This is a genomic window from Rhizobium sp. LjRoot30 (genome assembly GCF_964253915.1).
Classification (GTDB): domain Bacteria; phylum Pseudomonadota; class Alphaproteobacteria; order Rhizobiales; family Rhizobiaceae; genus Metarhizobium.
The window spans coordinates 85,707-101,118 of the sequence record NZ_CAXUSG020000004.1; the positions used below are offsets into that span (position 1 = coordinate 85,707).

General features: G+C 63.1%; 15 protein-coding genes. 9 read left to right on the forward strand and 6 right to left on the reverse strand.

Translation table 11 applies throughout. From position 1 onward, the window contains the following. Positions 1–8 precede the first annotated feature (8 nt). Genes ACSQ3I_RS10220 through ACSQ3I_RS10235 form a run of 4 tightly spaced genes read right to left on the reverse strand, consistent with a single transcriptional unit; the run spans position 9 to position 3,206 of the window. A complete protein-coding gene (locus tag ACSQ3I_RS10220; RefSeq protein WP_435998477.1) occupies positions 9–938 on the reverse strand; it encodes a phosphoglycerate dehydrogenase in 930 nt (309 codons plus the stop codon). Between the two features lie 5 nt (positions 939–943). Then, on the reverse strand, positions 944–1,897 hold the full coding sequence (locus tag ACSQ3I_RS10225) for a shikimate dehydrogenase family protein (RefSeq protein ID WP_435998478.1): 954 nt from the start codon (positions 1,895–1,897) through the stop codon (positions 944–946). After that, positions 1,894–2,547, reverse strand: a complete 654-nt coding sequence (gene eda, locus ACSQ3I_RS10230) for a bifunctional 4-hydroxy-2-oxoglutarate aldolase/2-dehydro-3-deoxy-phosphogluconate aldolase (protein ID WP_435998480.1) — start codon at positions 2,545–2,547, stop codon at positions 1,894–1,896. The genes ACSQ3I_RS10225 and eda overlap by 4 nt, the downstream gene beginning before the upstream one ends. 35 nt (positions 2,548–2,582) lie before the next feature. Further along, entirely contained in the window at positions 2,583–3,206 is a 624-nt protein-coding gene (locus tag ACSQ3I_RS10235) for a glucose-6-phosphate isomerase (protein WP_435998481.1), read from the reverse strand. Between the two features lie 200 nt (positions 3,207–3,406). Here ACSQ3I_RS10235 and ACSQ3I_RS10240 point away from each other — a divergent pair, with 200 nt between their 5' ends. The 9 genes from ACSQ3I_RS10240 (at position 3,407) to ACSQ3I_RS10280 (ending at position 13,425) form a co-directional block, all read left to right on the forward strand. Next, positions 3,407–4,387: a substrate-binding domain-containing protein gene (locus ACSQ3I_RS10240; RefSeq protein ID WP_435998483.1), complete on the forward strand. Its 981-nt coding sequence runs from the start codon at positions 3,407–3,409 to the stop codon at positions 4,385–4,387. Between the two features lie 148 nt (positions 4,388–4,535). Further along, positions 4,536–6,041 carry a sugar ABC transporter ATP-binding protein gene (locus tag ACSQ3I_RS10245; RefSeq protein WP_435998484.1) on the forward strand — a complete coding sequence of 502 codons (1,506 nt, stop codon included), beginning with the start codon at positions 4,536–4,538 and terminating at the stop codon, positions 6,039–6,041. Positions 6,042–6,063: 22 nt separating this feature from the next. Further along, a complete protein-coding gene (locus ACSQ3I_RS10250; protein WP_435998995.1) occupies positions 6,064–7,026 on the forward strand; it encodes an ABC transporter permease in 963 nt (320 codons plus the stop codon). Between the two features lie 30 nt (positions 7,027–7,056). Beyond that, positions 7,057–8,559: a xylulokinase gene (locus tag ACSQ3I_RS10255; protein ID WP_435998485.1), complete on the forward strand. Its 1,503-nt coding sequence runs from the start codon at positions 7,057–7,059 to the stop codon at positions 8,557–8,559. After that, positions 8,556–9,224, forward strand: a complete 669-nt coding sequence (locus ACSQ3I_RS10260; protein ID WP_435998486.1) for an HAD family hydrolase — start codon at positions 8,556–8,558, stop codon at positions 9,222–9,224. Before ACSQ3I_RS10255 ends, ACSQ3I_RS10260 begins: the two co-directional genes overlap by 4 nt. A 25-nt stretch (positions 9,225–9,249) precedes the next feature. Further along, entirely contained in the window at positions 9,250–10,023 is a 774-nt protein-coding gene (locus ACSQ3I_RS10265) for an SDR family NAD(P)-dependent oxidoreductase (protein WP_435998487.1), read from the forward strand. Further along, on the forward strand, positions 10,014–11,105 hold the full coding sequence (locus tag ACSQ3I_RS10270) for a glycerol dehydrogenase (RefSeq protein WP_435998488.1): 1,092 nt from the start codon (positions 10,014–10,016) through the stop codon (positions 11,103–11,105). Before ACSQ3I_RS10265 ends, ACSQ3I_RS10270 begins: the two co-directional genes overlap by 10 nt. 79 nt (positions 11,106–11,184) lie before the next feature. After that, complete coding sequence (locus ACSQ3I_RS10275) at positions 11,185–11,931, forward strand: SDR family NAD(P)-dependent oxidoreductase (RefSeq protein WP_435998490.1); 747 nt, start codon at positions 11,185–11,187, stop codon at positions 11,929–11,931. 183 nt (positions 11,932–12,114) lie between these two features. Further along, a complete protein-coding gene (locus tag ACSQ3I_RS10280; RefSeq protein ID WP_435998491.1) occupies positions 12,115–13,425 on the forward strand; it encodes a M20 family metallopeptidase in 1,311 nt (436 codons plus the stop codon). 53 nt (positions 13,426–13,478) lie between these two features. Here the strand turns inward: ACSQ3I_RS10280 and ACSQ3I_RS10285 are convergent, their stop codons facing one another. Both ACSQ3I_RS10285 and ACSQ3I_RS10290 read right to left on the reverse strand, forming a co-directional pair. After that, positions 13,479–14,492 (reverse strand): branched-chain amino acid ABC transporter permease, encoded by a 1,014-nt coding sequence (locus tag ACSQ3I_RS10285; RefSeq protein ID WP_435998493.1) that lies wholly within the window; start codon positions 14,490–14,492, stop codon positions 13,479–13,481. Next, positions 14,489–15,364, reverse strand: coding sequence for a branched-chain amino acid ABC transporter permease (locus ACSQ3I_RS10290; RefSeq protein ID WP_435998494.1), 876 nt, complete (start codon positions 15,362–15,364; stop codon positions 14,489–14,491). The genes ACSQ3I_RS10285 and ACSQ3I_RS10290 overlap by 4 nt, the downstream gene beginning before the upstream one ends. Between the last annotated feature and the right edge of the window lie 48 nt (positions 15,365–15,412).

Sequence of the window (15,412 nt, forward strand, 5' to 3'; positions counted from 1 at the left end):
GGCCTTCCTCACGCCTGCAGGGCGGCAAGCAGGTTGTTGGCGGCGATCTTCGTGGCGCGATCGACGCTTTCGGCGGTAAAGCCGCCGATATGGCTGGTGGCGATCACCCGGCGGTTGGTCGCAAGCCGAAGGTCGACCGGCGGCTCCGGCTCGAAGACATCGGTGGCGTAGCAGGCGATCTGGCCGGCATCCAGCGCTTCAAGCAGTGCTTCCTCGTCGATGAGGCGGGCGCGGGCAGTATTGATCAGCACCAGGCCCGGCTTTGCGGCAAACAGCCGCTCGCGGGTGAACAGCGCCGAGCCGTCGCGCGGCATCGGGCAATGCAGCGATACCACTTCTGCCTCGGCAATGATCTCGTCGATCTCGGCATAGGAGAAAGAGGCGCCGGGCAGGTCGAGGTTCGGCCGCATCGGGTCGTAAGCGATGACTTTCGCACCGAGGGCAACGACCATGCGGGCGACCTCGCGGCCGATGGCGCCGCAGCCGATGATGCCGACGGTGCGGCCGTGGATTTCCAGGCCGCGGGTGCGCGGCCAGCCGCCGGCCTTGATGCCGGCATCGGCGGCCGGGATGGCGCGCATGGCGCTGAACAGCAGGCCGATCGTCAGCTCGGCGACGCCCATGGAATTGGCGCCCTCGGCAATCATGATCTTGACGCCACGCTGCTGCAGGATCTCGACCGGCAGGTTATCGACGCCGACACCGTTGCGGCTGATGACCTTGAGGTTGCTGGCCGCTTCGACGATCTTCGGCGTCACCGGCTCGACGCCGGCAAGCCAGCCGACGCAGCCGGGAACGAGCGACAGGAGTTCGTCTTCCGTCGGCATGGCGCCGGGTGTCGAATAGACGATTTCGAAGCCACTGTCCTTCAGGCGCTCGACATCCGGATGTGGTTCGGCGGTCAGCGAGCGGGGCGTGACGAGGATGCGCTGGTTCATCGTGTTTATCTCCCGGCTGCCTTCAGGGCGATTTCGGAAATCTGGTCGAAGGACGGGCCCGAGGTCGGGATATCGATATGGAAGACTTCGGCGATCACCTGCGTCCAGCCGTGCAGGAAGTAGGTCCAGCCATCGACGATCTTGAGATCTCGTTTCGCTTCCTGGCTGCGGGCCTGGTCGAGAAAGATCAGGTCGCCGCGATAGTTGAGGTCCCAGGCGACCGCCTTCTTCGGGAAAACGCAGGCGTTGGAGAGCGGCGAACCCGGCGCATCCTTGCCGAGGCCGGTGGCGTTGATCACCAGCGAACCGGGCTTCAACGTCGGCAGCACGGCATCGTTGTCCTCCGGCTTCGGTGCCAGCACGTATTCGATCGGCACGTCGGTCTCGACCTGCGCGTGAATACGGCGGATCTCGTCGAGGCGATGCTGGCTGCGATTGGAAACGATGATGCGGCCCGGCACGTTCGTGCCGCGCGAGCGGCGCATCAGATGCCAGGTGAGCGCGATGGTCGATCCGCCGGCGCCCATGGAAAACAGGTCGGCGCCGGTTTCGGCGAAATAGTTTTCACCGAGGAAACCGTCGATGGAGAGGCCCGACGAAATCGGGTCCTTGGCATGGCAGATCAGCTTGCCGTCGATCTTCGAGATGCAGCTCGTCTCGTCCATCAGCCTTGCATGCGGGTCGATGACGTCGAACATGTCCTTGCAGGCGGCGAAGAGGTCGATCTTGTGGGTCGTCACCAGGGCGCCCATCGACATCGGATCGTCGCGGATGAAGGCGACGGCTTCGCGATAGGCGACCGGATCGTCATGCAGCTTGAAATCCATGCCCTTGATGACCGCGTCCTTGAGGCCGAGATATTCGGCCCAGGCCGGAAACACCTTCATGATCGAGCTTTTGCTGGTGGTGACGCCGATGAAATAGAGGGTCGGCCGAGTTGCCGGTTCGTACTTGCTCACGCGCGTTTCTCCAGCGCTTCCTTCGCGGCCTTGACGGCACCTGCGGCATTCTTGGCTATCTCGGCGAAACGGCCTTCGCGAATATCCTCGGTCTTGGCGATCCAGGTGCCGCCGACAGCAACAACTTGTTTGATCGACAGCCATTCGCCGATGGTGCCTTCGGTGACGCCGCCGGTGGGGATGAAGCGCACGCCGAGATGGGCGAAGGGAGCGGCGATGCCGGAAAGCGCCTTCGGGCCGCCGGCAACGCCGGCGGGGAAGAATTTCGCCAGCCGCACGCCACGCGCCGTCGCCTGCGTCAGGTCGGTCGGCGTCATGATGCCGGGGCAGAAGGGAAGGCCGGCGGCCTTGGCGGCGTCGACGATGTCAGGATCGTAACCCGGCGCCAGGCCGAAGCGGGCGCCGGAGTCGATGGCGCGCTTCAGGTTGTCCTTGTCGAGGATGGTGCCGGCGCCGATGCACAGTTCCGGCCGGGCATCGCGGATGGCGGCCAGCACATCGGCTGCGGCGGCCGTGCGAAACGTGATTTCGGCGACCGGCAGGCCGCCTTCCAGCAGCGCATCGGCCAGCGGCACGGCGTCGGAGGCTTTTTCGATGGCGATGACGGGCACGACGCCCAGGCTGGCGATAAGGTCGATCGGATTGTCCATGATCCCTTGTCCTTCGATTTGGAGCGGTGCTTCGATCAGGCGTATTGTTTCATGAGGGCCGCCACCGTTTCCGGCTGGCGCGGCGTGTAAGCAGGATTGTCGATCAGCTCCCAGCCGCCGCAATCCTTGGCGACGACGCGGTGACGCATACCGTTGGAGGCTTCGATGATGCCGTAGTCCTGGCCGCTGTCGGAGGGGTAGGCGAAAACCATCACAAGATCTTCGTCGCCGACATTGATCGAGCGGTGGATCCAGAAGGGCGGCACGTAACAGATGGTCTGCGGGCCGATTTCGACGATGCGCGTTTCGCCATCAGGCGATTCGAGCTGCATCAGGCCCTGGCCCTTCTGGCCGTAGTAGATCTCGGGACGGTCGGCCTTGGCGTGGATGTGGCCGCGGGTCAGGAAAAATTCACGGCCGACGCGGCCGGGATTCATGCGGGTGACACCGTAGATAAGGTCGCCGCTGTGGGCGCCTGGCCGAAAATCCTCGACATCGTAGACAACAGGATCGGCAAGCTCTTCAACAAGCGCCTGATGGGCGGCAGCGTCTTCATAGAGGCCGGCAAGATCGCTCAACCGCTTCTCGTAACGCCCTGTGTTTCCACTCATGCCGCCGGTCTCGGGGCTGACGAGGCTGGTAACGGGTTCTCGCAACATTGGATCCTCCATGCTTGTAGTGAAATTACATAAATAATCGTCGAAATACAATCAAGTGGAAAATTTAGGCGCAAAATTACGAAAACGAGCATGGTTTTGATGAAAAATTATGTTGACGTGGAAAAATTCGGTAATTACGCTACATATCAGCCATACAGAAGCTGGCTTGGATGACGCATTCCCCTGTGGAGGAGAAAATCATGACTTTCGTAAAGCGCACTGCCCTGAAGCTTGGCCTCGCCGCCGCCGTTTCGCTCGCAGCCCTTTCGGCTGCCCAGGCCGCCGATTGCAAGATCGGCATCTCCATGAAGACGCTCGATGCGCCCTATTTTGCCGCTCAGGAAGTTTCCGCCAAGAAGCAGGCTGAATCGCTCGGTTGCGAAGTTCTTTCGTCCGATGCCCAGAACGACCTGAACAAGCAGATCGCCGACGTCGAAGACATGGTTGCCCAGGGCATCGGCGCCCTGATCATCAACCCGCGCGACAGCAAGGGCCTGGTCGGCGCCGTCAACGCTGCGACCGCCGCTGGCGTCAAGGTGTTCGTGATCGACTCCACCATTGACCCGCAGGCGAACTTCGTGACGCTCGTGCAGTCTTCCAACAGCCAGAACGGCCTGCTCGTCGGCCAGTATCTCGCCGACATCACCAAGGGCAAGGATCTGAAGATCGCCCTGCTGTCCGGCGACAAGGGCAACGAAGTCGGCCAGGAGCGTCGCCTCGGCGTTCTCGCCGGTCTGCTCGAAGGCCAGCTGCGCAACGAAGGCCGTGCCCGTTTCGAAGTCGTCGGTCAGGGCTGGGGCCTCTGGGGTCATGAAGGCGGCCTGAAGGCCATGGAAGACCTGCTGGTCGCCAATCCGGATATCAACGTCGTGCTCGGCGAGAACGACTCCATGGTTCTCGGCGCCAAGATGGCTCTGGAACAGGCCGGTCGCCTCGAAGGCGTCACGCTGATCGCCGCCGCCGACGGCCAGAAGGAAGCGCTGGCGATGATCAAGGAAGGCTCTTACGCCGCAACCGGCCTGAACGATCCGGCGCTGGTTGCCGCAACCGCCGTCGATCTCGCCAAGAAGGCGATCGACGGCTCGCTGCCGGCCGATATCTCCAAGATCACCTACACGACGCCGACCGTGATCAACAAGGACAACGTCGAGACCTACTACAAGGCTGACGCCGTATTCTAAGACCGGTTCCTCCCTGCGGCCGGCATCGCCTCAGGGCATGCCGGCCGTTCACCGGATCGATACGGAATGACGGGCGCCGGACGGTTGACGCAACTGTCTGGCCGTCCGCGTTGAAACGGTCCGTCATGCTTTTCCAGGACGTCGCCTCATGGATCAACTCGTAGAACTGACAGGCATCCGCAAGAATTTCGGTGGCGTGAAGGCGCTGCAGGGCGTCGATTTCGCGCTTCGACCGGGTGAAGTGCATGCGCTGCTCGGCGAAAACGGCGCCGGCAAGTCGACGCTGATGCGTGTGCTCGGCGGTGAATACGTACCGGAGGCCGGCACGGTGAAAGTCGGCGGCGAGGTCCAGCAGTTCCGCCGCCCGTCCGATGCGCTCGAAAAAGGCATTGCCATCATCCACCAGGAAATGGCGCTGGCGACCGACCTGACGGTGGCCGAGAACATCTTCCTCTCCGAAATTCCCTCGATCATCTCCTGGTCGGACCTCAACCGCCGGGCTCGCGAGCTGATCACCAGCCTCGGCTTCAACATCAATCCGGGTGAGACCGTCTCCGACCTGTCGGTCGCCCACCAGCAGGTGGTCGAGATCGCCAAGGCGCTGTCGCGCAACGCCCGCGTCATGGTGTTCGACGAGCCTACCGCAGTGCTTTCCGTGCAGGATGCGGAGCGGCTGCTCGGCATCATCCGTTCGCTGCGCGATCGCGGCGTCGGTGTCATCTACATCTCCCACCGCCTCGATGAAGTGTTCCGCATCGCCGATCGCATCACCGTCATGAAGGACGGCGCTTCGGTGCAGACGGTCGAGCGCTCCGAGGTGGAGATCGACGACGTCATCCGCATGATGGTCGGCCGCTCCCTGAAGGCACTGTTCGGCGAGGATGTCGTCCGCACGCCGGGCGAGGAAGTGCTGCGCGTCGAAAAACTGTCCGACTGCAACCGCGTCAAGGGCGTGTCGCTTGCCGTGCGCGCCGGTGAGATCATCGGGCTCGGCGGCCTCGTCGGCGCCGGACGCACCGAACTGGTGCGGCTGATCTTCGGTGCCGAGCAGGCGAAGTCGGGCCAGATCTTCATTCACGGCAAGCCAGTCAAGATCCGCACGCCGGTGGATGCCGTCAATGCCGGTATCGGCCTGGTACCGGAAAGCCGCAAGGAGCAGGGGCTGATTCTCGACTTCCCCATCCGCGTCAACGCGACGATGGCGAAGCTGGCGCCGCTGGTGAACATGTTCGGCTTCATCCGCCGCGCGGCGGAAAAGGCGACCGTTTCCGATCTCGCCGCCAAGCTGCGCCTGAAGGCCGGCAGCCTCAACGACCCGGCCTCCAGCCTGTCGGGCGGCAACCAGCAGAAGGTGGTGCTGGCCAAGTGGTTCCACGCCAATGGCGACATCCTGATCTTCGACGAGCCGACCCGCGGCGTCGATGTCGGCGCCAAGACGGAGATCTATTCGCTGATCAAGTCGCTGGCTGCCGAGGGTCGCGCCGTGCTGGTCATCTCCTCCGAGCACCTGGAACTGTTCGGCCTCTGCGACCGGATCCTCGTGATGCGTGAAGGCCAGCTGACGGGTTCGCTGGAGCCTGAAGACTATACCGAAGAAAAACTGTTGAAGCTGGCCATGGTCGCGCCCAAGGCCCAGCCCCTCTCCAACCATTGATCGGGTTATCGCCGTGACCGAATTGACCGAAACACCCCGCCGCTCCCTGAATGTTGGCCAGATCCTGCAGCGTTACGGCACCATCGCCATCCTCGTTGCACTGGTGATCGTCGCAACCTCGATGTCGAACGTCTTCCTGACCGAGCGCAACCTGCTCAACGTGCTGCGCCAGATTTCCGGTACCAGCCTGATGGCGGTCGGCATGCTGTTCGTCATTTTGACGCGCGGCATCGATCTCTCCGTCGGTTCGGTCGCTGCTCTCGGCAGCGTGCTCTCGGCCCTGCTGGTGGCACAGTACGGACCGGGCGTGTCGATGCTGGCGGCACTTGTGGTCGGCGGCATCTGTGGTCTCGTTTCCGGCGTGCTGATCGCCTTCCTGAAACTGCCACCTTTTGTCACAACGCTGGCGATGATGACGGTGGCGCGTGGCCTCGCCTTCATCGTTTCGGCCGGCCAGCCGATCATGGTCGGTGAGCCGGGTGCGATCATCACCGCTTTCGGCGCCGGCTTCCTGTTCGGCATTCCTTATCCGGTCGTCCTGATGGCCGTCGTCTTCCTGGTCGCCGGTGCGGTCCTGGTGTTCACCCGCTATGGACGCCTCGTCAAGGCGATCGGCTCGAATGTCGAGGCGGTGCGGCTGTCGGGTATTCCGGTCGCCTGGTACACCATGTCGGTCTACGTCATCTCCGGCGTTCTGGCTGCCGGTGCGGGCATCGTCTCCACCAGCCGCACGGGTGTCGGCTCTGCCAATATCGGCGTTGGTGCCGAGCTTGATGCCATCGCGGCGGTCGTTATCGGCGGCGCCAGCCTGATGGGCGGCCGCGGCGGGGTGTTCAACACCTTCATCGGTGTGATTGTGCTTGGCATTATCGCCAATATGATGAACCTTGCGCGCGTTCCGGGTTACCACCAGCAGGTCTTCATGGGCTGCATCATTGTCGGCGCCATGCTGCTGCAATATGCATCCAACTGGTTCCGGAAGTAACCGAACGCAACGTCTAGACAGGGCATGACCATGGCCGACGATCTTTTCCTGGCAATCGATGTGGGCACCGGCAGCGTTCGCGCTGCACTGGTGGACGTGAAGGGGAAGATCCTGTCGATCGCTGCCCGCGAGCACGAGCAGATCGTGCCGCAGTTCGGCTGGTCGGAGCAGCGGCCCGCGGACTGGTGGCAAGGCGTTGCGGCGGCGATCCGCGAGATCCTGGACACGGTGGCGGATGCCCGGTCGCGTATTTCAGCTGTTTCCGCCTGCGGCCAGATGCATGGCACGGTGCTGGTCGATGGTAACGGCGTGCTGACGCGCGAGACGGCGCCGCTGTGGAACGACAAGCGCACGGTCGATTACGTCACGGCTTTCGAGCGCGCCCATGCACCGGCGGAATATCTGGCCGAAAGCGCCAATCCGCCGACGCCGGCCTGGCCGGGCTTCAAGCTGCAATGGCTGCGCGACAACGACCCGTCCGCTTATGCGCGCACCGCCGCGGTGCTGATGCCGAAGGATTACATCAATCTGAAGCTGACCGGCGAGATCGCCATGGACCGCACCGACGGCGGTGCGAGCTTCCTGATGAACCCGCAGACCGGCGAATGGTCGGACAAGATGGTCGGCCTGCTCGGCCTCGACAAGAGCAAGCTTGCGCCGCTGCGCAATCCGGTCGAAATTCTCGGACATGTGACGGAGGCTACCGCCCTGGAGACGGGGCTGCGCGCCGGCACGCCGGTGCTGGTCGGCGGTGCCGACTATCCCGTGGCTCTGCTCGGCTCCGGCGTCTGCCGTCCGGGCATCGGTTCGGAAGTGATGGGAACCTCGGCGATCATCACCGCGATTGCCGAAAAGCCGCTGCTCGATCCGTCCGTATCCAACGTCGGCACGGTGGAAGGCAATTGGGGGGCCTTCATGCTGCTGGAATCCGGTGGCGATGCGATGCGCTGGGCGCGCCGCGCCTTCCACGAAAAGCAGCTGTCTTATGCCGATATCGTCGCGAAGGCGGCGGAGGCGCCTGCCGGCTCCGACCGGCTGTTCTTCATGCCCTACCTTGTCGGCGAGCGGCTGGGCGACCATCGCAACGCGCGGGCGCAGTTCTTCGGTATCGGCGCTGGCCATGGCCTCGCCCATATGCACCGCGCCGTGCTCGAAGGTGTGGCCTTCGCGGTGAAGAGGCATATCAACATTCTTGATGGTATCTCGGGTTCGAAGCTGGAGCGCGTCATCGCGTCCGGCGGCGGTGCCAAGACGAAACTCTGGATGACGATCAAGGCGAGCGTCTACAACATCCCGATCCTCGTTCCTGATGAGGCGGAATGCGGCCTCGTCGGCTGCGCCGCCATGGCGGCTGCGGCGACCGGCCGTTTCTCCAGGGTCGAAGATGCAGCCGACGCTTACGTTTCCTTTGCCGAAGAAATCCGTCCCGACCCGCGCTGGGTGGACGTTTATGCCAAGATGCAGCCTTTCTTCGAGAAGCTTTATGCGCATAGTCAGGCGCTCTACAACGATCTCGATGGAATGGCATCATGACACGCAAGGCAGTCCTGTTCGACATGGACGGAACCCTCGTCGACAGCGAGGAAACGCATTACGAGACCATGGCAGCAGCCGTGGCCGAACACGGTTATTCCGTGCCGCCGGGTTTTGCCAAGGCGATCACCGGCATGACGATGGCCGATTGCCACACCTATCTCGTCAAGCTCATCGGTCTGCATCTCAGCCTCGATGAGTTCGTGGCGGCGAAATATGCCCACTACCTGCGCCAGGCGCCGGGCCTGAAGATGCGCCCGGGGGCACGGGCGGCCATCGACCTATTGCGGGCGCGCGGTGCGGAGATGGCGATTGTTTCCAATTCCGACCGCATGCTGGCCGATGCCAATCTGCGTGCCGTCAGCCTGCAATGGCCCGACCTGATCACCGTCACACGCAACGACGTGCGCTTGGGCAAGCCGCATGCGGAACCTTATCTGCGCGCCGCCTATCTGCTCGATTTGAAACCCGAGGACTGCATCGTCGTCGAAGACAGCGCGCCGGGCGCCAAGGCCGGCCTTGCGGCCGGCATGCGCGTCATCGCCTGGCCGGAAAAGCACCGGCCGGACATCGTTTTCCCCGAGGGCGTGGTGATGGCCGATCCGGACGATATTGCGCCGGTACTTGCCGCCTGCCTTTCCGAAACATTCGTGCCGCAACTTTAAACCATCCAAGGAGGAGGCCGTTTCCATGTATCTCGATCGTTTCAAACTCACCGGCAGGATTGCCGTGGTGACGGGAGCCGCGCAGGGCATCGGCCTTGCGACCGTCGAGGCTTTGGCCGAAGCCGGCGCCACCGTCGTGCTCACCGACATGAAGGCCGAGCAGCTGAAAGCATCCACCGATGCCATGCGCGAAAAGGGGTATGCCGTCGATAGCGAAGTGCTCGACGTTACCAACCCCGCCGCCGTACAGGCCGCGCACGATGCGATCGTCGCCCGCCACGGCCGCGTCGATATCCTCGTCAACAATGCCGGCATCGCCATCTCCAACCGTCCGGCCGAAACCATGGACGACGAGGTCTGGAACAAGGTCATCGACGTCAACCTCAACGGCGTCTTCTGGTGCTGCCGCTCCTTTGGCAAGGGCATGCTGGAGCGCGGTTCCGGCTCGATCGTCAATGTCGGCTCGATGTCCGGCGTCATCGTCAACCGGCCGCAGGAGCAGGCGAACTACAACGCCTCGAAGGCGGCCGTGCACCACCTCACCAAGTCGCTGGCCGCCGAATGGGCTGCGCGCGGCGTGCGCGTCAACTCCGTGGCGCCGACCTACATCGAGACCGAACTGACGAAATACGTCTACGACGATCCGGAAATGTTCAAATACTGGGTTGGCAGCACGCCGATGCAGCGCATGGGCCGCACCGATGAAATCGCCTCGGTCATCCTGTTCCTCGCCAGCGATGCCGCCAGCCTGATGACCGGCTCGATCGTCCTGGCCGACGGGGGTTACATATGCTGGTGAATGCGATTTCTGCCGGCACCATGCGCGGTGCACGTTTCCCCGGCCGGTACATCCAGGGCGCGGGCGTCATTTCGGTGCTGGGCAAGGAAGCCGGCGGATACGGTCGCAAGGCGACCGTTCTGCTGGACAACGGCGTCTTCGATTTCCTCAAGCCGGATATCGAAAAATCCTTTGCGGGCGGCATCGATGCCGAGATCATCCGCCATGGCGGCGAATGCTCGCGTGATGCGGTCGATGCGCTGGTAGCAGCTGCAAAAGCTTTTGGCGCCGAAGTGATGGTCAGCGCTGGCGGCGGCAAGGCGCTGGATACGGCGAAGGCGGCGGCTTTCGAACTGAAGCTGCCGATCATCGTCGTGCCGACGATTGCCGCCTCGGATGCGCCCTGCAGCGCGCTCGCTGTCATCTACAAGCCGGACGGCAAGGTCGATTACGATCTGTTCCTGCCGAGCAATCCCGACCTCGTGCTGGTCGATACGGCACTGATCGCCAAGGCGCCGGCACGGTTCCTCGCTGCCGGCATTGGCGATGCGCTGGCGACCTATTACGAGGCAGAGTCCTGCCGTCGCAGTGGCGCTTTCAACTGCATGAAGATGCCAGGCGTCAGCCTCGCCTTCGAGGTTGCCCGCTTCTGCCGCGACACGATTTTTGAATTCGGCACTGCCGCCCTTTCGGAGAATGACGCGAAGACGGCTGGCAATGCCTTCGAACGGGTGGTGGAAGCCAATATCCTGCTCTCCGGCATCGGTTTCGAATCCGGCGGCGTGGCGGCGGCGCATGCCATCCATCACGGCCTGTGCGAACTGGATGACGTTCATCATCACCTGCATGGCGAGAAGGTGGCGATCGGTGTGCTGGCCGGCCTGAAGCTGCATGGACTGGACGACGAGTTCGAGAAGGTCAGGGCCTTCTGCGCTTCCGTTCGCCTGCCGACGAAGCTTGCCGACATCGGCATTGCCGAGGTGACGGAAGAGAAGCTGGCGATTATCGCCAGGCGCGCCTGCCGCCCCGGCGAAATCATTCACAACGAGCCGATGCCGATCACCGAAGACATGGTGATCAAGGCTTTGCGGACACTCATCTGAGTGTCCCTTTCCCGAGCGCTTCCGGACGAACCGGCGGCGCTCCCCATTTTTGTTTTACCAATCCATTCGGGAGGAAAAGATGAAGGAAGTCGAGGCTTTCAAGTCCGGTCTTTTTGCGGGAAAAACGGTCGTCGTTTCCGGCGGCACCAGCGGCATCGGCCTGTCGCTTGCCAAGGGTTTTGCCGAAGCCGGCGCCACGGTGATCGCCACCGGCAGTTCCGAGGCGCGGCTTTCGGCAGCCAAGGGTTCCGAGGCAGCCAATCTCAGCTTTCGCCGGCTTGACGTCCGCGGCGGCGCCGCCGTCTCTGCCTTCTTCGACGAACTGGATCGCCTCGACGTGCTGGTCAATTGCCAGGGCGTGGCGCGGCCGGATGCGGAGTGGGAGGAAGAGACGTTCCTGGATGTCATGGACATCAACCTCAACAGCGCCATGCGCCTGTCGCGCGCCGCTTTTCCGCTGTTGAAGGTTAGCCGCGGCAGCATCGTCAACCTCGCCTCGATGTTGAGCTACCTCGCCGACGAGACCGTGCCGTCCTACACCGCCAGCAAGACCGGCATCGTCGGCCTGACGCGGGCGCTTGCCCATAAATACGGCCGTGACGGCGTGCGCGTGAATGCCATCGCGCCGGGATACCACCGCACCGAAATGACCAAGGCCCTCTGGTCGGTGCCGGAAAGCGAAGCGAAGATTTCCGAACGTTCCGCCGTCAAGCGCTGGGGCACGACGGAAGATCTGGTCGGCCCGGTGCTGTTCCTGGCATCGCCTGCCGCGGAATTCGTCACCGGCATCACGCTGCCGGTCGATGGTGGTTATCACATCGGCTGACAGCTGTTTTACAGCATTCGATTCCTGTAAATATGATTACAAACTTATTTGCAGGAATCGAAACTGAAAGAATATTGACATCGCCTCAGGGCAGGCACTAGGCTCCGATGGAATGGTCGACGGCGAAATTTTGGTCATGCCCAATCCGTCGGCACATCGCCCCACGGATGCGAGGAGAGAGCCATGTCCGATGCCGTCATCAAAACCGTTCAGGATGAGATCGAGAAGGATCGCGACTGGGTCATCGACCTGACGCAGAAGATGGTGCGGACGCCGTCGGTCAATCCGAAGTTCCATGTTGACGCGGCGCAGAACCGCGAAGCCGACGTGCAGGCGCTGCTGGATCCTATCCTCCGGGAGGAAGGGTTCAAGACCGAGCAGTGGGATGTCTTTCCCGGTCGTCCGAACCTCGTGGCCGACAAGGCCGGCGACGAGGAGCGCAGCCTGATCCTGTGCGGCCATATCGACGTCGTGCCGGTGGGCGATCCGCGCCGCTGGAATGTCGATCCCTTCGGCGGCGAAATCAAGGATGGCCGGCTTTACGGCCGCGGGGCCATCGACATGAAGAGCGGTGTCGCTGCCTGCATCGCCGCCTCCCGGGCGATCCGACGCGCCGGCATCGATCTTGTCGGCCGCCTGTCGATCCATACGGTCGTCGATGAAGAAGCTGGTGGTTTCGGCGCCATGGATGCGGTAAAGCGCGGCAAGCTCGCCAAGGCCGTGCTGGTGGCGGAGCCCACCTGGGGCGATGTGCTGCCGGCCGAAGGTGGCCTCGAATGGGCGCGCGTGACAATCCGTGGCCGCAACGCCCACTCCGCCTGGCGCTACAACGAGATCTATCCGCAGCGCCATGAACCGGGCCGCCTGGAGCCGGGCATGAACGCCATCGAACTCGCCGCCCGCTTCATCCAGGCACTGCGCAACTACGAACTTGATCGCACCCGCGCCCGCTCGCATCCGCTCTTGCCGGTCGGCATGAACACGATCAACATCGGCGTCATCCATGGCGGCGCCGGCCTCGGTACCAATGGCCTGCCGATCACCATGACCAACCCGGCGATCATTCCCGATACCGCCGTCATCGACCTCGACATGAAGTTCCTGCCGTCTGAAACCTCTGCCGAATACCGCAAGGATTTCGAGGCCTTCGTCCATCATTTCGCCCAGACGGACGCCTGGCTGCGCGCCCATCCGCCGACGATCGAATGGGAACTGGGCGGCCTGTATTTCCCGCCACTCAACACCTCCGTCGAGCATCCGCTGGTGCAGTCGCTGGTCAGGCAGAAATCGAAGATCGGCAAGGCGCCCGACATCAAGGGTTTCGTCGCCGTCTGCGACGCTGCCCATTATGCCGGCGCCGGCATGGACGGCGTGATCTACGGTCCCGCCGGAGACGGTTTCCACGGTGAAGACGAGTATGTCGACATCGAGTCTCTGGTCGAGACCACCAAGGTCATCGCCGCCAGCATCATCGAATGGTGCGGGGTGCGGTAAGCGACAATTTCCATACAAACGGAAATGGCGGGCAGTGCCCGCCATTTTTGTATTCAGTTTGCGCTTTTCGCCCTGCGGAACACCCCGTTCCAGCTCGACTGGATGAACCCCGCAAGCCCCGTGGGGTAGACCAGCATCACGCCGATGATCAGCAGCGCCGTGATGATCGGTCGCCAGGCACCGAGATCAGCCATGGCTTCGGCGAAGATCGTCAGCACGAAGGAGGCGAGGATGGCACCGTAGATCGTGCTGGTGCCGCCGAGCAGCACCATGGAGAGGATGATGGTCGCCAGGCTCATGCCGAAGACGTCGATGGAGGCGTTGCGCTGGTAGGCGGCGTAGAAGGCGCCGGCGACGCCGGTGAAGAAGGCGCTGGCAGCGAGCGTGACGATGCGCTGGCGGACGATCGAGACGCCACGGCTGACGGCATATTCCTCGTTGTCGCGCAACGCGACGATGCCGGCGCCGATGCGCGAGCGCACCAGCGCCCGCAGGAACACGGTGGAGAGGAACAGCATGGCGAGCGCGATGTAGAAATAGGCGAACTTGCCGTCGCGGATCATGTTGTGCTCGCCGAGATACAGCGTCTGGATGCGCACCATGCCCTGCGTGCCGCCGGTATAGTCGGACTGGCTGAGGATCACCTGCATCACCAGCTGCGCGAAGCCGAAGGTGACGAGGATGATGTAGATGCCTTTCAGCCGCAGGATCGGGATCGTCACGACGATGGCCGCGATGGTGGCGATGATGCCGCTTAGCGCCATGGCGACCCAGGGGTCGATGCCGGCGAATTTGGTCAGAAGCCCGTAGGCATAGACGCCGATGCCGAACAAAGCGAGGTGACCGAAGTTGAAGACGCCGCCGTATCCCAGGCTCAGGTCCCAGTTGGAGGCGACCACCGCATAGATGAAGGCCATGATCAGCACGTGGCGGCTGTAGCTGTCGGTGACGACGAAGGGCAGCAGTGCCAGAACGGCGAAGGCGATGAGGACGGCAACCGCTTCCTTCTGCCAGGAGGCTCGGCCCGGGGATGCTGGAATGGCAGAAGCGGGAATGGGAGCGGTCATGCAAGGCCCCTCGACTTGGATCCGAAAATCCCTTCCGGACGGATCATGAGCGTCACGATCAGCACCGCGAAGAGCAAGGCGGGCGTCCAGTAGAGACCGAAATAATAGCTGCAGATGGCTTCGAAGAAGCCGATGAGATAGGCGGCGAAGATCGGCCCGGAGACGCTCGACAGCCCGCCGAAGACGACGACGATCAGCGCCTTCAACAGCGGATCGGCGCCCATGACCGGCGACATGAAGCGGTAGCCGCCCATGAAGATGCCGGCGAGCGCAGCCAATGCCGCCGAGATCGCGAAGGCGAGGCCGTAGAGCGCCTTGACGTTGAGGCCGACAAGCAGGCTGGCATCCTCGTTTTGTGCGACGGCGCGCAGCGCGAGGCCGAGCCGCGTGCGGTTGAGGAAGAACCAGAGTGCTCCCAGCACCACCGGGGCGATGACGATGATGGCGATCTGGTGCAGCGAGACGCCGACGCCAAGGATCGTCGTGTTGCCGGCGATCAGCGGCGGCAGCTGCTTCGAACGCGGTCCCCAGAGTTCCAGCGTGGCGTTCTCGATCAGCGAGGCGGCGGCAAGCGTGGTGATGACAACCACGAGCACGATGTTTGGCCGGCCGATCAGCGGCCGCACGACGCTTGCCTGCAGCGCCCAGCCGACACCGGCCATCACCACGATGACCAGCGGCAACACGAGCGCGAAGGGCAGGCCGGTTTCGGCAAGCGTCCAGGCTATGTAGGCGCCGAGCATCATCATCACGCCGTGGGTGAAGTTGAAAACGCCGATGGTGGTCCAGATCAGCGCCAGGCCGACCGCCATCATGGCGTAGAGCGAGCCCTGGAACAGGCCGCCGAAGAGGATTTGCGCGGTTGCGTCCATGTCAGTTCGCCCTTTGCTTGGCTGTCAGGCGCGGGGAGGGGAAGGGTG

Excerpts from the sequence above, each read along its gene's own strand:
- ACSQ3I_RS10220 (WP_435998477.1), bottom strand. The coding sequence starts at position 938 with ATGAACCAGCGCATCCTCGTCACGCCCCGCTCGCTGACCGCCGAACCA.
- eda (WP_435998480.1), bottom strand. The coding sequence starts at position 2,547 with ATGGACAATCCGATCGACCTTATCGCCAGCCTGGGCGTCGTGCCCGTC.
- ACSQ3I_RS10235 (WP_435998481.1), bottom strand. The coding sequence starts at position 3,206 with ATGTTGCGAGAACCCGTTACCAGCCTCGTCAGCCCCGAGACCGGCGGC.
- ACSQ3I_RS10240 (WP_435998483.1), top strand. The coding sequence starts at position 3,407 with ATGACTTTCGTAAAGCGCACTGCCCTGAAGCTTGGCCTCGCCGCCGCC.
- ACSQ3I_RS10245 (WP_435998484.1), top strand. The coding sequence starts at position 4,536 with ATGGATCAACTCGTAGAACTGACAGGCATCCGCAAGAATTTCGGTGGC.
- ACSQ3I_RS10255 (WP_435998485.1), top strand. The coding sequence starts at position 7,057 with ATGGCCGACGATCTTTTCCTGGCAATCGATGTGGGCACCGGCAGCGTT.
- ACSQ3I_RS10260 (WP_435998486.1), top strand. The coding sequence starts at position 8,556 with ATGACACGCAAGGCAGTCCTGTTCGACATGGACGGAACCCTCGTCGAC.
- ACSQ3I_RS10265 (WP_435998487.1), top strand. The coding sequence starts at position 9,250 with ATGTATCTCGATCGTTTCAAACTCACCGGCAGGATTGCCGTGGTGACG.
- ACSQ3I_RS10270 (WP_435998488.1), top strand. The coding sequence starts at position 10,014 with ATGCTGGTGAATGCGATTTCTGCCGGCACCATGCGCGGTGCACGTTTC.
- ACSQ3I_RS10275 (WP_435998490.1), top strand. The coding sequence starts at position 11,185 with ATGAAGGAAGTCGAGGCTTTCAAGTCCGGTCTTTTTGCGGGAAAAACG.
- ACSQ3I_RS10280 (WP_435998491.1), top strand. The coding sequence starts at position 12,115 with ATGTCCGATGCCGTCATCAAAACCGTTCAGGATGAGATCGAGAAGGAT.
- ACSQ3I_RS10285 (WP_435998493.1), bottom strand. The coding sequence starts at position 14,492 with ATGACCGCTCCCATTCCCGCTTCTGCCATTCCAGCATCCCCGGGCCGA.
- ACSQ3I_RS10290 (WP_435998494.1), bottom strand. The coding sequence starts at position 15,364 with ATGGACGCAACCGCGCAAATCCTCTTCGGCGGCCTGTTCCAGGGCTCG.